The sequence below is a fragment of the Paraburkholderia sp. SARCC-3016 genome (genome assembly GCF_031119615.1).
Lineage (GTDB): Bacteria > Pseudomonadota > Gammaproteobacteria > Burkholderiales > Burkholderiaceae > Paraburkholderia.
On the sequence record NZ_JAVHZD010000001.1, the window covers coordinates 259,420 to 274,098 of the forward strand.

Sequence of the window (14,679 nt, forward strand, 5' to 3'; positions counted from 1 at the left end):
ATTCTAGACTGGTCGCCATTCCCACCGTCGGCGCGAAGCCGCTTCCACCATGACGCCTCTTATTGCCCTGGACCACCTGTGGACCGCGGCCGGCTGCGACGCCGCGGCGCTCGACGCCGTTTCGATTACCGGCAACGATCCCGCGTTGCCATCTGTGTTCCGCGTCGGCACGCTCGCGGCTGCGACGATCGCGGCGACGGGGCTGGCCGCCGCCGAATGTCATCGGTTGCAAACCGGGCTGCAAAGCGGACAGCGGCAACGCGTTCACGTCGACGTGCGACGTGCGCTGACCGCGTTTCGCAGCGAACGGTACCTGCGCGTGAACGATGGCCCGCCGCTGGACATGCGCAATCCGATCTTCGGCTTCTTCGAGACGCGCGACGGCCGTTGGGTTCAGCTGCACACGAATTTTCCGCATCACCTCGAAGGTGTGTTGAAAATCCTCGGTTGCGCGAACGACCGGTCTTCTGTGGCACAGGCGATTCGCGATCGGGACGGCGCCACGCTCGATCAGACGCTCGCCGATGCGGGCTTGCCCGCTGCGCTGATTCGCACGCCGCGCGAATGGGCGGCGCTCGAGCAGGCGAAGGCGATTGCGAATCTGCCGCTGTTCGAGATCGAGCGGATTGGCGACGCGCCGCCGCAGCCGATTGCGTCGTCAAGCCGTGCCGGCGCCGGGGGGCTTGCTCGAGCGGCCCAAGCGGCCCAGCCACCCGACCAGCCGCTTTCCGGCGTGCGCGTGCTCGATCTGTCGCGGATCATCGCGGGGCCGGTCGCGGGCCGCGCGCTCGCATCGCACGGCGCACAGGTGCTGCTCGTCAATGGCCCACATCTGCCGAACATTGCGCCGCTCGTGATCGACACGGGTCGCGGCAAGCGTTCGGCGACGCTCGATCTGCGCGAAGCGGCGGGCCGCGCTCGACTCGAAGCGCTCACGCGCGATGCCGATGTGTTCCTGCAAGCCTACCGGCCGGGCGCACTCGCCGCGCGCGGCTTCGGACCGGAGGCACTCGCGCGCTTGAGGCCCGGCATCGTCTGCGTCTCGATCTCCGCATATGGGCATACAGGGCCGTGGGCCACGCGGCGCGGTTTCGACAGCCTCGTGCAGTCGGCCAGCGGCATTGCGCATACGGAGGCGCACGCGGCCGGCGTCGATGGGCCGAAGCACCTGCCGTGTCAGGCGCTCGATCACGGCACCGGCTACCTGGCCGCGTTCGGCGCGATGGTGGCGCTGGCGCGCCGCGCGACCGAGGGCGGCAGCTGGCATGTGCGGCTGTCGCTTGCGCAAACGGGCCGCTGGTTGCAGTCGCTCGGGCAGATCGAGGATGGCTGGCGCGTGCCGGAAGTGAATTTCGACGATGTGAAGCATTCGCTCGAAGCGGTCGATTCGCCGTTTGGCCGCGTGCTCGGCACGCCGCCTGCCGAACAGCTTTCGGAGACGCCGCCGCGCTACGGCCGGCCGCCGGTGCCGATCGGCACTGATGACGCGCGCTGGGAAAGCTAGCGCCTCGCGGCCGGCGGGGCGGTTTCGCACGAGCATGTCATCCGCGGTGCGGTGCGGTGCATCTGACGTCGCCCGCTGCCCGGCGCGTCGGTCTGCCGGCCGGATCGCCGGCGAGGCGAACGATGCCTGCGCCGCGCAGCAGTCCACTACTTCCGCAACTCGGCCACGAAGTCGTAGTAGTCGTTACGGCAATAGGTATCGGTCAGTTCAATCGCGCGCTGGTCCGACGTATAACCGACGCGTGTGATTAGCAACAGCGCTTCGTTCTGCGCAATGCTCATTTGCTGTGCGATTTCCTCGCTCGCATTGACCGCGCGAAAGTGTTGCAGCGCGCGTACGATCGACAAACCGCGCTGCTCGAGATACGAATACAACGAATCGCCGATCGCATGCGGATCGGGAATCACCGAAGCGGGGAACGTCGAATTTTCGACGGCCATCACGATGCCGTCCGCGAGCCGCAAGCGGCGCAAGCGCGTGACGGCGGCCGCCGGCGACAGCCCGAGGCGGATCACTTCATCGCGATTCGCCGGCACGATCTCGCGCGAAAGCCATTGCGAACTGGGTGTGAAACCCCGCCGGCGCAGCATCTCGCTGAAGCTTGACAGGCGCGACAATGGATCTTCATAGCGCGGCGTAATAAAGCTGCCCGCGCCTTGCGTGCGGCGGATCAAACCCTGTTCGACGAGCAGCGCGATCGCCTTGCGCGCGGTAATGCGCGACACGCCAAGCGCGTCGGACAGCACACGCTCCGAGGGCAATGCTTCTCCGGGGTTCCAGCGGTTGTCATGAATCGCATGGCCGAGCTTGCGGGCGAGTTGCAAGTAAAGCGGCGTATCGTTTTCCGGGTCCGGACGCAAATCGCGCCAGCGGTCTTCCGTGGTTGAGTTCATGACTTGTGCGCAAGAAGGGCAAGCGGCAATTCTATGATATTGGCGCGCGGCGTTATAGCGGGCTTTTGCCTGGTGTGCCGATGCGTTGCGGCCAAAACGCTACACTCGCAGCAGCGCAACGCAACCGTTCCTGGAGAAATCAATGACGACCGATATCGCCACCGTGACGTTACCCGACGGCGAGCGCATTCCGAAGCTGGGGCAGGGCACGTGGGAGATGGGCGAGCGCACGTCGCAGCGCGCGGCGGAAATCGCCGCGCTGCGCGAAGGCATCGAACTCGGCATGACGCTCATCGATACCGCGGAGATGTACGGCGAAGGCTCGACCGAATCGCTGCTCGGCGAGGCGCTGGCGGGCGTTCGCGACGACGTGTTTCTCGTCAGCAAGGTGTATCCGCATAATGCGAGCCGGCGCGGCGTGCAGGCGGCGTGCGAACGCTCGCTCAAGCGCCTGAAGACCGACCGGCTCGACCTGTACCTGCTGCACTGGCGCGGTTCGGAGCCGCTCGAAGAAACCGTCGCGGGCTTCGAAGCGCTGCGTCAGGCCGGCAAGATCCGTCACTGGGGCGTGAGTAACTTCGACGCCGACGATATGGACGAACTCGCCGCCGTGCCGCACGGCGATGCGTGCGCGACGGATCAGATTCTGTACAACGTCGCGCGGCGCGGGCCGGAATTCGATCTCCTGCCGTGGCTCAAGGCGCGCAATATTCCGGCGATGGCTTATAGCCCGGTCGATCACGCGCGTTTGCCGAAGCGTTCGCCGCTTGACGACATCGCGGCCGCGCACGGTGTATCGGTGTTCCAGATCGCGCTTGCGTGGGTGCTGCAGCAGCCCGATGTGTTCGCGATTCCGAAGGCGGGACGCGTCGAACATGTGCGCGATAACCGGCGCGCCGCCGATATCGCGCTGAGCGCCGACGATTGCGCGGCGATCGATGCGCATTTCCGTCCGCCGCTGCGCAAGCAGCCGCTCGAGATGTTGTGAGCGCGGCGCCGCGCGCGGCTCGCGGCTGTCGCTATCGGCTGTCGCTGTCGACCGGCTGCCTCGCGGCCATCAGTTGCACGGATGATGCATGTGCACGGAGCCGAGCAGGGCGACTTCGGCGGGCGTGTCCTTCAGCGCAGCGGCATCGACCTGATTCGCATCGGCAAGATAGTCGTCGATGATCGACGAAAGCTTCACGTCGTGCAGGCACAGCGACGCGCGTTGTGCTTCACCTGCGGACAGTTGCGCGCGTTGCGCGAGAAACTGCACGCCATATTGATAGCCATGAATGATGCCGCGAACGGCGCCGAGGCATTGGCCCTGCGCGACGGCGTCGTTTTTGCGCGCGCATAGCCGCTCGAGCGTGTAGGCGGAGAAGGTCGGATCGGTCGTTGGCATCGGATGCGACTGAGCGGACTGCAGCCTTGCTTGCACGACCGATCGAGCCGGTACGCCGAAGGCGTTTGCATCGGCTTGCGCAAGCGGCACGAGAGACACGCACAGCGCGGCGCAAAGCAGGCCGGCGGCAACGCGCGCGGCAGCGCGACGTGAAGTTTGTTGCATGGCAAGCGCTCATCGAACGGCGACTCAAGTCTGAGACGCCCGGCGCGCTTTGGTTCCGTTGCTGCGCGTGGACGGCATTCGGCGCGCAGTCGTGTCGACTGATGTGTCGACTGGGGCCGTCACGGTCGGGGCGGTGACGTTCGACCGGGGGGAGCGAAACCTCACCGCCGCCGCTGGCAGGCGATGGTCGCCGCCAGGCTGCGCGCTTGCTGGCGGATCACGCGAATCGTCGCGCGGCACGACTGGCGTGAGCACCGCGGCGGCGTCATCGGCGGCCGTCGAAGGTGTCGCATCTAGGGAAAATTGACCGGTGGCCATAGGATCGCCGCGCGTGGCGTTTCTGCGCTGAAACGAGCGCGCGAAATCAGCACGCGCGATGCTTCATCGGCGACGTCGAAGTAAGCGAAGCTCGTCGACGGGGATGTGGCAGCGGATGCGATGGCCGTCGCCGGCATCGGAAAACGGCGGGTCCTGCTGTTCGCAGATCGCGCCGATCTTACGCGGGCAGCGAGTATGAAACACGCATCCTGACGGCGGTTCTGCGGGACTCGGTGGCTCGCCCTCGAGACGAATGCGCTCGCGGCCCGAATTCATTGCATGCGCATCGAGTGTCGGTACCGACGATAGCAGTGCCTCCGTGTACGGATGATGCGGTCCCTCGAACACAGCGGCGGCGGGTCCGATTTCGAGCAGCCGTCCGACGTATAGCACGGCGATGCGGTCCGACAGATACCGGACCACGTGCAGATCGTGCGAAATGAATATGTAGCTCACCTGATGCTCGCGCTGCAAATCCGCGAGCAGGTTCAGGATTGCGGCCTGTACCGAAACATCGAGTGCGGAAGTCGGTTCGTCGCAGACGACGACCCGCGGATCGCCCGCGAATGCGCGCGCGATCGCCACGCGCTGCTTGAGGCCGCCGGACAGTTGCCGCGGGCGTGCGCCCAGATAGCGGTCCGGCAAGCGCACGGCTTCCACGAGCGTCGTCAACCGCTCTTCGCGCGCGAGCGCATGCAGCGAAGTCAGCCGCGACAGCGCGCGGCCGATCAGACGCTTCACCGAATGCGCGCGATTGAGCGCCGAATCCGGGTTCTGAAACACAATTTGCAGCGACTTCACCTGCTCGTCATTGCGGCGTGTCACGCGCGAGGCCAAGGGTTCGCCGTCGAGTTCGAGCACGCCGCCCGCGTCGGGCTCGATAAGACCGAGCAGCATTTTGGCGAGTGTCGTCTTGCCGCTGCCCGATTCGCCGACGAGGCCCAATGTTTCGCCAGCCGCGAGTTCGAGCGATACCGAATCGACCGCGCGCAATGCGACGCCGGATGCATGGAAGGTCTTCGAGATGTGACCGGCGCGCAGCACGCGCTCAGCGCCGTTGGGCTTTGCAGCGACGGGTGGCGCATGAGTGTGCGTTTGCGCTTGACCGGAATCGGCGGACTGCGCAGCCTGCCCGGTTTGCTGCGGCGCATTCGCCCGCGGCAACTCGGTCGCGCGCTCATGATAGTGACAGCGCGACATCTGGTCGCCATGCTGTGCGCTCATCCTGTACGGCGGCGGCGCGTCGCGGCGGCAACGATCGTCGGCGAGCCGGCAACGGTCTGCGTAAATGCAGCCCTGTGCGATCGAACCGGGCATCGGCAAGCTGCCCGCGATCGTATCGAGCCGATCCCTATCCTTGCTGCGGCCCGGGCTCGGCAGGCAGCGCAACAGGCCTACCGTATAAGGATGACGCGGCCGGCTGAACACGTCGCGTGTCGCGCCTTCCTCGACGAGCTTGCCGGCGTACAGCACGCCGACGCGCTCGCACATCTTGCCGATCACCGCGAGGTTGTGGCTGATAAACAGCACCGCGGTGCCATATTCCTTGCGCAGTTGCGCGATCAGATCGAGCACTTCCGCTTCGACGGTCGCGTCGAGCCCGGTCGTCGGTTCGTCGAGAATCAGCAGTGCGGGGTTCGACGCAAGCGCCATCGCGATCACGACGCGCTGCTGCATGCCGCCCGACAATTCGTGCGGATAACTATCCATCACGCGTTCGGGCGCCGCGATGCGCACGCGCCGCAGCATCTCGAGCGTGCGTTGCATCGCCTCGTCGTAGGTCGCGCCCGATACCTCGAACGCTTCGGCGACCTGGCGCGCGATCGTCAGCGAAGGGTTCAGCGCGCGCGACGGGTCTTGATAGACCATCGAGATCGCATTCGCGCGCATGGCACGCAGCGCGGCCGTGTCGAACGATTCGACATCGTCGCCGTCGATCGCGATGCGGCCCGCCTTGACCCGGCCATTGCGCGCGAGATAGCGCAGCACGGCCATCGCAACCGTCGATTTGCCGCAGCCCGATTCGCCGACGAGACCATAGGCTTCGCCGCGCCGCACGCGAAACGACACGTCCTGCAGCACCTCCCGGTCGCGGCCGCGCACACGGTAAGCAACTGTGAGGCCGACGATCGTCAGCGCATCGGAACGGTCGCGCTTCGACACATCGAACGCGGGAAATGCTGCGGCCGGCGACGCGCTCATCGGTCCAATACTCCTTCGACGCTGTCGGCGATCAGATTCACGCCGACCACCAGCGATGCGATTGCCGCGGCGTCGAACACGACGGTCCACCATGCGCCGCCGGCCATCAGCGTGTACGAATCGGAGAGCGCGAGCCCCCAGTCCGCGGAAGGCGGCTGGATGCCGAAGCCCAGAAACGACAGCGTTGCGACCGAGAAGATCGCATAGCCGAGACGCACGGTCGCTTCGACGATGATCGGCGGCAGCACGTTCGGCAGAATTTCGGCGAACATGATGTAGACCGCGTGCTCGCCGCGCAGCTGCGCCGCGGCGACATAGTCGAGATGGCGTTCGGCGAGCACCGCGGCGCGCACGGTACGTGCGGTGATCGGCATGAACGTGATGCCGATCACGAGTATCACCGTGAGGTTCGACGCGCCGACCGCGGCGAGCGCGAGCAGCGCGACGATCACGAGCGGCAACGCGAGCACGGCGTCGATCGCGCGGCCGATCACATGATCGACCCAGCCGCCGAAATAGCCGACGGTCAGCCCGAGCGCGGTGCCCGCGACCGTGCCGACGAGCGTCGCGAGCGGCGCGATCGTCAGGATGTCGCGCGCGCCGACGATCACGCGTGAACAGACATCGCGGCCGAGCTGATCGGTGCCGAACCAGTGCGTGCGATCGGGCGGCAGCAGCGAATTGAGCGGATCGGATGCGTAAGCGTCGTGCGGCGCGATCCATGTGCCGGCGATCGCGCAGGCTACCCACCACAGCACGATGAGCAAACCGATCACAAAGCTCGGCGAGCGCAGCAGCAACAGCAGCCGCTCGTAGCGCGGATCCTGCGCGCGCGGCGGCGGCGCGGCGGAGGTCGTCGCGGTCGTCGCGCCTGCCGCGGCGCCCGCCTCGCGCGCTTCGGGTGTACCCGGTGCGGCGCTCGTCATAAGGTGCTCCTCATTCGGCGCTCCGTACGCGCAGACGCGGATTCAACGTCACGTGCAGCGCATCCGCGATGAAATTGGCGACCGTATAGACGACGCCGACCGTCAGCACGCCAGCCTCGAGCATCGGAAAGTCCTTCGCTTTCGCGGCGTTGTAGATCAGCGAGCCAATGCCTTCGTAGTGAAACAGCGTCTCGACGACGACGAGCCCGCCGATCATATAGCCGAGCTGCGTCGCCGAGACCGTGATGGTCGGCAGCAGCGCATTGCGCAGCACGTGCCGGAAAATCACGATGTGCGGCGGCAAGCCTTTCAGGATCGCCGTGCGCGTGTAGTCCGCATCGAGCGCTTCGACGGTGCCCGCGCGCGCCATTCGCGCGATGTAGCCGAAAAAGATCAGGACGAGCGGCAGCACCGGCAGGATCAGATGCCGCAACTGTTCGAGCGCGCCCGCGCCCGGCGGCGCGGCTGCTTCGATCGGCAGCCAGCGCAGCCAGATGCCGAACACGAGTATCAGCACGATCGACGAAACGAATTCCGGCACCACGGTCGCCGATAGCCCGGCGACGCTGATCGTGCGGTCGATCCAGCGCCCTTCGTGCAAGGCGGCCCATACGCCGCCCGCGATACCGAGCGGCACGACGACGATAAACGCGAGCAGGCCGAGCTTCGCGGAATTCGCGAGCGCGCTGCCGATAAACGGCGCAACCGGTTCGCGAAACGCATACGACATACCCATATCGCCGTGCAGCAGATGCATGATCCATTGCGTGTACTGCGTGAGCAGCGGGCGGTCCGCGCCGAGCTGATGGTTGAGCGCGGCGACCGCGCGTGCGTCGGCGAGCGGGCCGAGTATCGCGCGGCCGATGTCGCCGGGCAGCAACTGCCCGCCGGCGAACACGAGTACCGAAAGCAGCCACAACGTGACGAGCGCAAGTGCGAGACGCGTCGCGAGAAAGCGCGCAACGCGCGCCGTGTTGCCCGAAGTGCCGCGCTGGGCGGCGGAAGCGGAAGAGGCGGAAGTCGACATCGGAGCCGGCTACGCGGCGATCACCGCGCGATCGAAATACAACTGCGCGAGCGCAGTAAAACGCACGCCGTTCAGCTTCGCGCGTGCCGCTATCAACTGATCGTAGAAGAACGGAATGATCACCGGCGTTTCATCGAGCAGCAGCGTCTGGATCTGGGCGGAGATGCGCTTTTGCGACGTGATGTCGAGCGCCGCGTCGAAATTCGCCACAAGCCGGTCGTACTGCGAATTCCGGAAGTGCGCAGCATTCCACGTACCTGTGCTCGTCAACGGCGCTTTCAGGAATACGTTCGGCACGCCGCGCGCGCCGTAATCGGTGATGCCGAGCGGCGAGTCGAGCCAGTCGGACTTGCCCGGCACGCCCGCGCCGTAATACGTCGACTGGCTTTCCACCTTCAGGTTGATGCGCACGCCGATCGCCTTCGCGTAATTCTGCACGACGACCGCGAGATCGGGCAGTTCCATGTACTTTTCAGTGGTCAGCGTAATGTCGAAGCCGTTCGGCACGCCCGCTTGCGCGAGCAGCTGTTTGGCCTTCGCGACATCGATCCTGCGTTGCGGCACGCCTGCGTCGGACGACGGAAACACCGGCGCAAACGGGCTGTCGTTGCCGACCTGCGCGCGGCCCTGAAAGAGCCCGCGCACGATTACATCGCGATCGATCGCGAGTGCCAGTGCCTGGCGCACGCGTTTGTCCTTGAACTGCGGGCTGTCGTTGCGCATGTGAATCTGCCGGTGCGCACTCGACTTCACGCCGATCACCTTGAATTCGGGGTTGTTCAGAAGCCCGCGGCCGCCCTGCACGGTGAACGTGCCCATCACATCGGCCTGACGGCCTTGCAGCGCGAGAATCTGCGCCTGCTGATCCGCGTAGAACGTGAACTGCAGGCGTTCGGGCAGCGCTTTTTCGCCCCAGTAGTCGGGATTGCGCACGAAAGACGCGCCGACCTTCGGCTGATACTTTTCGAGCTTGAATGCGCCGGTGCCGACGAAGGTTTTTTCGTAATCGCCTTTATAGCTCGCCGGCAGAATGATCGCGTTGTAGTTGTCCGACGAAACGTAGTACGGAAAGTTGCCCGTCGGCGCGTCGAGATGAAACTCGACCGTGTGATCGTCGACGACCCTGGTCGCGCCCTTCGACAGCACGCCCTTAAATACCGACAGCGCGGCCGAGCCGGCTGCCGGGTCGGTCAGCCGGTCGAACGTCGCGGCGACGTCCTTTGCGGTGAACGGTTCGCCATTGCTGAACTTTACGTTCTGACGCAGCTTGAAGGTCCACACGCTGCCCTTGTCGTCCGGTTTCCACGACAGGGCGAGCGCGGGTCGCAGCATAAGCTTTTCGCTGTCGTCGTCGACGAGGAATTCACCGGTTTGATTGAGCAGCGCGAGGCCGCCGGCGTCCGTCACGGTGAGCGGATCGACGGCGCCGGCCGGCATTAGATGCGCGATGCGGATCGTCGCGTTCGACGCGCCTTGCGCACGCGCTTCGCGCGCGGCGAAAAGCCCCGTGCCGGCCAGCGAAAGTCCGATTACGCTCGCGTAGCGCAACAGTTCGCGGCGCGACAGGCGGCCAGCGAGGAATTCGTCGATTGCATGATTGCCGTACGGGTCGGCTTCATTGCGGGCGGTGTCGAGAGCCCGTCGTAGCGACGGCAGGTACGGGTGGTCCGCGGGGATTTTCATCGATGGATAGTCCGGTCCGTTCTGTTGAGCGTCGCGCGCGGCCTCGCGAGAAAGCCAGGGCGGCGCGGCGGTGCGAGCGGTACTGCGACGATGGATGACGACTCAGTGTAAGCGATTGCCTTGCACTGCGGCGTGTTTGCGGCCGCGAACCGCCCTGCGGATCACGAGAAACCGGAGCGGCTTGTCTCGCGCTGACAACGGTGGGCGTTCGATCGCGCGGGCTTGCGCGTGCTTACCGCGTGCTTCGCCGCGCGGTAAGCACGCGGTGAAGCACGGAAGACTTGCGGCGCTGCGATGGCGAATGCGTCGTTGTTGCAGCGCGCGCTACGCTTGCGACGCTTATCGCGCTAACCGCCGTTATCGCAGTTACCGTGTCGACGGTGCGCGCCGCCAGCGGTGAAACAGGATCGACCCGATCCAGCACGCCATGAAGGTCGCGACGATGCCATAACCGAGCGTGCCGAATCGTGCGTTGAGCGCGCCGATTGCATCCCAGGCGCGGCCGGACAAGCCGAGTTTGTCGGCGATGAGGCCGAGCGCTTCGACGCCGCCGATCGCGATCGCGACGAGTGCCGACACGAAGGTGATGCTTGCGTTGTAGTAGAGCTTGCGCTTCGGGTCGTCCATCGCCCAGCCGTACGCGTGGACCATCAGCACATTGTCGGTCGAATCGACGAGCGTCATGCCCGCGGTGAAGAGCGCCGGGAACACGAGGATCGAATAGAGCGGCAGACCTTTGCCGGCCTCGGCCGCGGCGATCGCGAGCAAGCCGATTTCGGTCGCGGTGTCGAAGCCAAGGCCGAATAGCACGCCGACCGGATACATATGCCAGCTTTTCGTGACGATGCGAAAGAGCGGCTTCAGCGCGCGCGACAGCAATCCGGCCGGCGCGGCCGCATGGGCCGCGGCTTCGAGGCTCGCATCGGCCGCTGCTTTGCTGCCATCAGCGTTGCCGCCATCGGCGTGTCCGCCATGGGTGCCGCCGCTGCGTTGCACATGCCGATAACGGCGCCACACATCGCGCAGGATCGTCAGATTGACGCCCGCGAGCACGAGCAGAAATACCGCCGATACCATCGTGCCGATCGTACCGCCGACGGCCTTGAACGCGTCGAAGCGGCTATGCAGCGACAACGCCGTGATGGCGATGCCGATCGTCGCGGCGATCACGATCGTCGAATGGCCGAGCGAAAATGCGAGGCCGACGCCGAGCGGCCGCTTGCCCTGCTGCATGAGCTTGCGCGTGACCGCGTCGATCGCCGCGATATGGTCCGCGTCGACGGCGTGCCGCAAACCGAAGCCATACGCGAGCAGCGCGGTGCCGAGCAGCAGCGGATAGTGGCGCAACGCGACGAGCGCCCACGCCCATGCGCCGAGGTTCGCGGCAATCAGCAACGCGTAGAGCGTGACGATCTGTCGTGTCGGAAGACGAAGGCGCGTGGCGGTCGGCGTCATGAGGCGTCGTGCGGAAAAGGGCGGTGGTGTTTCAGTGCTGGTGCGGATGCTTGTGGATCGGATCGACCCAGTAGACCGTCTCCGGCTGCTCGACGGCGTCGATATTGAGGTTTACGACGACTGCCTCGTTGTCGCTGCGCACGAGCACGCATTCGAGTGGGTCGTCGGTGCTCGCATTGATCTCCTGATGCGGCACATACGGCGGCACGAAGATGAAGTCGCCCGGGCCTGCTTCGGCGGTGAATTCGAGGTGCTCGCCCCAGCGCATCCGCGCGTGGCCGCGCACGACGTAGATCACGCTTTCGAGCGCGCCGTGATGATGCGCGCCCGTCTTCGCATTTGGATGGATCGTCACCGTGCCGGCCCAGATTTTCTGCGCGCCTACGCGCGCCGCGTTGATCGCGGCCGCGCGGTTCATGCCCGGCGTTTGCGCCGTATTCGTGTCGAGCTGGTCGCCGCGGATCACCTTGACGCCGTGCTCGCGCCAGTCGATCGACTGATCGTGCTTTTCGTGCGCGGCATCATTGCCGTCGCCGTGGTGATCGTGGTCGTGGTCGTGGCTCATCGGTTGTCTCCTTGCGCGACGCCTTGGGCCGCGCGGTCCATTCTGACATGACCAAAATTGACACGCACGCTCGCTGACATGGCGGCGCGTGCGCAGGCGAAAAAAAGCCCGTTCGTCAAGAACGGGCCTTCGCAACGAGCTTTCGCTACAGCGGCGAATGCCGGTTACTTATGCTTCGAGTTGATGATCGCTTCGGACACGTTGTTCGGCGTTTCGGCGTAGTGCTTGAATTCCATCGTATACGTCGCGCGGCCCTGCGTGAGCGAGCGCAGCGACGTCGAATAGCCGAACATCTCGGCAAGCGGCACTTCGGCGCGCACGAGCTTGCCGCCGCCGCCCGCGATGTCTTCCATGCCCTGCACGATGCCGCGCCGCCCGGACAGGTCGCCCATCACGTTGCCCATGAACTCTTCGGGCGTTTCCACTTCGACGGCCATCATCGGTTCGAGCAGCACCGGCTTCGCCTTGCGCATCGCGTCCTTGAACGCCATCGAGCCGGCCATGCGGAACGCGTTTTCGTTGGAGTCGACGTCGTGATACGAACCGAACGTCAGCGTGACCTTCGTATCGACGACCGGATAACCCGCGAGCACGCCCGCTTTCAGGGTTTCCTGGATGCCCTTGTCGACAGCGGGGATGAATTCGCGCGGAATCACGCCGCCCTTGATCGCGTCGACGAATTCATAGCCCTTCGTCGGATTCGGCTCGAGCGTGATCACCGCGTGGCCGTACTGGCCGCGGCCGCCCGACTGCTTGACGAACTTGCCTTCGACGTCTTCGACCTTCGTGCGCACGGTCTCGCGATACGCGACCTGGGGCTTGCCGACCGTCGCCTCGACGCCGAACTCGCGCTTCATCCGGTCGACGAGAATTTCGAGGTGCAGCTCGCCCATGCCGGAGATGATCGTCTGGCCCGATTCCTCGTCGGTGTTGACGCGGAACGACGGGTCTTCCTGCGCGAGGCGGTTCAGCGCAATGCCCATCTTTTCCTGGTCGGCCTTCGTCTTCGGCTCGACAGCCTGTGAGATAACGGGCTCCGGGAAAATCATCCGCTCGAGGATGATCACTTTGTTCGGATCGCAAAGCGTATCGCCGGTGGTCGCTTCCTTGAGACCGACGGCGGCCGCGATATCGCCCGCGCGCACTTCCTTGATTTCCTTGCGCTCGTTCGCGTGCATCTGAAGGATACGGCCGAGGCGCTCCTTCTTTTCCTTGACCGCGTTGTAGACGGTATCGCCCGACTCGACGACGCCCGAATACACGCGGAAGAAGATCAGCTGGCCGACGAACGGGTCCGTCATGATCTTGAACGCGAGCGCGGAGAACGGCTCGTCGTCGCTCGGATGGCGTTCCGCTTCGTTGTCGTTTTCGTCGTGGCCCAGAATGGCGGGCACGTCGACCGGCGACGGCAGATAGTCGATCACCGCGTCGAGCATGGCCTGCACGCCCTTGTTCTTGAACGCGCTGCCGCACAGCATCGGCACGATCTCATTGGCGATCGTGCGCTTTCTGAGCGCGCCCTTGATTTCCTCTTCGGTCAGGCTCTCGTGGTCTTCGAGGTACTTTTCGAGCAGCGCTTCGTCGGCCTCGGCCGCGGCCTCGACCATCTTCTCGCGCCACTCGTTCGCGAGCTCGACGAGATTCGCCGGAATGTCCCGGTACTCGAACTTGATGCCCTGGCTTTCGTCGTCCCAGACAATCGCCTTCATCTTGACGAGGTCGACCACGCCTTCGAAATGCTCTTCGGCGCCGACCGGAATCTGGATCGGCACCGCGACGCCCTTCAGGCGCTCGCCGATCTGCTTCTGCACGCGGAAGAAATCGGCGCCGACGCGGTCCATCTTGTTGACGAACGCAATGCGCGGCACCTTGTACTTGTTTGCCTGGCGCCAGACGGTTTCCGACTGCGGCTGTACGCCGCCGACCGAGTCGTACACCATGCACGCGCCGTCGAGCACGCGCATCGAGCGCTCGACTTCGATCGTGAAGTCGACGTGACCAGGGGTGTCGATAATGTTGATCCGGTGCTCCGGATAATTGCCGGCCATGCCCTTCCAGAAGGCCGTTGTGGCAGCCGACGTGATCGTGATGCCGCGCTCCTGTTCCTGCTCCATCCAGTCCATCGTCGCCGCGCCGTCGTGAACCTCGCCGATCTTGTGAGTCACGCCGGTGTAAAAAAGGATGCGCTCGGTGGTGGTAGTTTTGCCGGCATCGATGTGAGCGCTGATCCCGATATTCCGATAGCGCTCGATAGGAGTCTTGCGGGGCACGTGAACCTCCATGAAATAGCGCGCCGCCCCTTTTCCGCCGGTGGATGACCTACCCGTCCGGTCGGCTGCGGCGCGTCTGGCAGAGAATATAAGGATAGCGTGTCGGGTCCCCTTTTGCTTGAATCTTCCGCGCCGGGGCAAGCGGGTGGGGCGCGCGGAGTCGGTTGCGCCGCAATTGCGGGAAGTACGGTGCGGCAGCAAGCGGAAGCCTGCAGGCGCAAAAAAGCCGGTTTGCACACCCGGTGTACAAAACCGGCTTTATGCCGTGCCCGCTTCGCGCGCAG

Annotated in this window: 11 protein-coding genes; 2 read left to right on the plus strand and 9 right to left on the minus strand. The window is 65.1% G+C overall.

What is annotated here, in order from left to right; all coding sequences use genetic code 11:
- Positions 1 to 49: 49 nt before the first annotated feature.
- A complete protein-coding gene (locus QYH69_RS01140) occupies positions 50 to 1,504 on the plus strand; it encodes a CoA transferase (RefSeq protein ID WP_308830089.1) in 1,455 nt (484 codons plus the stop codon).
- Positions 1,505 to 1,650: 146 nt separating this feature from the next.
- Here QYH69_RS01140 and QYH69_RS01145 read toward each other — a convergent pair whose 3' ends face one another.
- Complete coding sequence (locus tag QYH69_RS01145) at positions 1,651 to 2,397, minus strand: GntR family transcriptional regulator (RefSeq protein ID WP_075155933.1); 747 nt, start codon at positions 2,395 to 2,397, stop codon at positions 1,651 to 1,653.
- 142 nt (positions 2,398 to 2,539) lie between these two features.
- Here QYH69_RS01145 and QYH69_RS01150 point away from each other — a divergent pair, with 142 nt between their 5' ends.
- Positions 2,540 to 3,385, plus strand: a complete 846-nt coding sequence (locus tag QYH69_RS01150; protein ID WP_308830090.1) for an aldo/keto reductase — start codon at positions 2,540 to 2,542, stop codon at positions 3,383 to 3,385.
- A 69-nt stretch (positions 3,386 to 3,454) separates the two neighbouring features.
- Here QYH69_RS01150 and QYH69_RS01155 read toward each other — a convergent pair whose 3' ends face one another.
- The 8 genes from QYH69_RS01155 to fusA form a co-directional block, all read right to left on the minus strand.
- Complete coding sequence (locus QYH69_RS01155; protein WP_308830091.1) at positions 3,455 to 3,949, minus strand: hypothetical protein; 495 nt, start codon at positions 3,947 to 3,949, stop codon at positions 3,455 to 3,457.
- 381 nt (positions 3,950 to 4,330) lie between these two features.
- Complete coding sequence (locus QYH69_RS01160; protein WP_308830092.1) at positions 4,331 to 6,469, minus strand: ABC transporter ATP-binding protein; 2,139 nt, start codon at positions 6,467 to 6,469, stop codon at positions 4,331 to 4,333.
- Positions 6,466 to 7,395: an ABC transporter permease gene (locus QYH69_RS01165; RefSeq protein WP_308830093.1), complete on the minus strand. Its 930-nt coding sequence runs from the start codon at positions 7,393 to 7,395 to the stop codon at positions 6,466 to 6,468. The genes QYH69_RS01160 and QYH69_RS01165 overlap by 4 nt, the downstream gene beginning before the upstream one ends.
- Positions 7,396 to 7,405: 10 nt before the next feature.
- Entirely contained in the window at positions 7,406 to 8,422 is a 1,017-nt protein-coding gene (locus QYH69_RS01170) for an ABC transporter permease (RefSeq protein WP_308830094.1), read from the minus strand.
- Between the two features lie 9 nt (positions 8,423 to 8,431).
- Positions 8,432 to 10,105, minus strand: a complete 1,674-nt coding sequence (locus tag QYH69_RS01175) for an ABC transporter substrate-binding protein (protein ID WP_308830095.1) — start codon at positions 10,103 to 10,105, stop codon at positions 8,432 to 8,434.
- A gap of 366 nt (positions 10,106 to 10,471) precedes the next feature.
- Positions 10,472 to 11,560 carry a HoxN/HupN/NixA family nickel/cobalt transporter gene (locus QYH69_RS01180; RefSeq protein ID WP_308830096.1) on the minus strand — a complete coding sequence of 363 codons (1,089 nt, stop codon included), beginning with the start codon at positions 11,558 to 11,560 and terminating at the stop codon, positions 10,472 to 10,474.
- 31 nt (positions 11,561 to 11,591) lie between these two features.
- Positions 11,592 to 12,125: a cupin domain-containing protein gene (locus tag QYH69_RS01185; RefSeq protein WP_308830097.1), complete on the minus strand. Its 534-nt coding sequence runs from the start codon at positions 12,123 to 12,125 to the stop codon at positions 11,592 to 11,594.
- A gap of 164 nt (positions 12,126 to 12,289) precedes the next feature.
- Entirely contained in the window at positions 12,290 to 14,395 is a 2,106-nt protein-coding gene (gene fusA / locus QYH69_RS01190) for an elongation factor G (protein WP_308830098.1), read from the minus strand.
- Between the last annotated feature and the right edge of the window lie 284 nt (positions 14,396 to 14,679).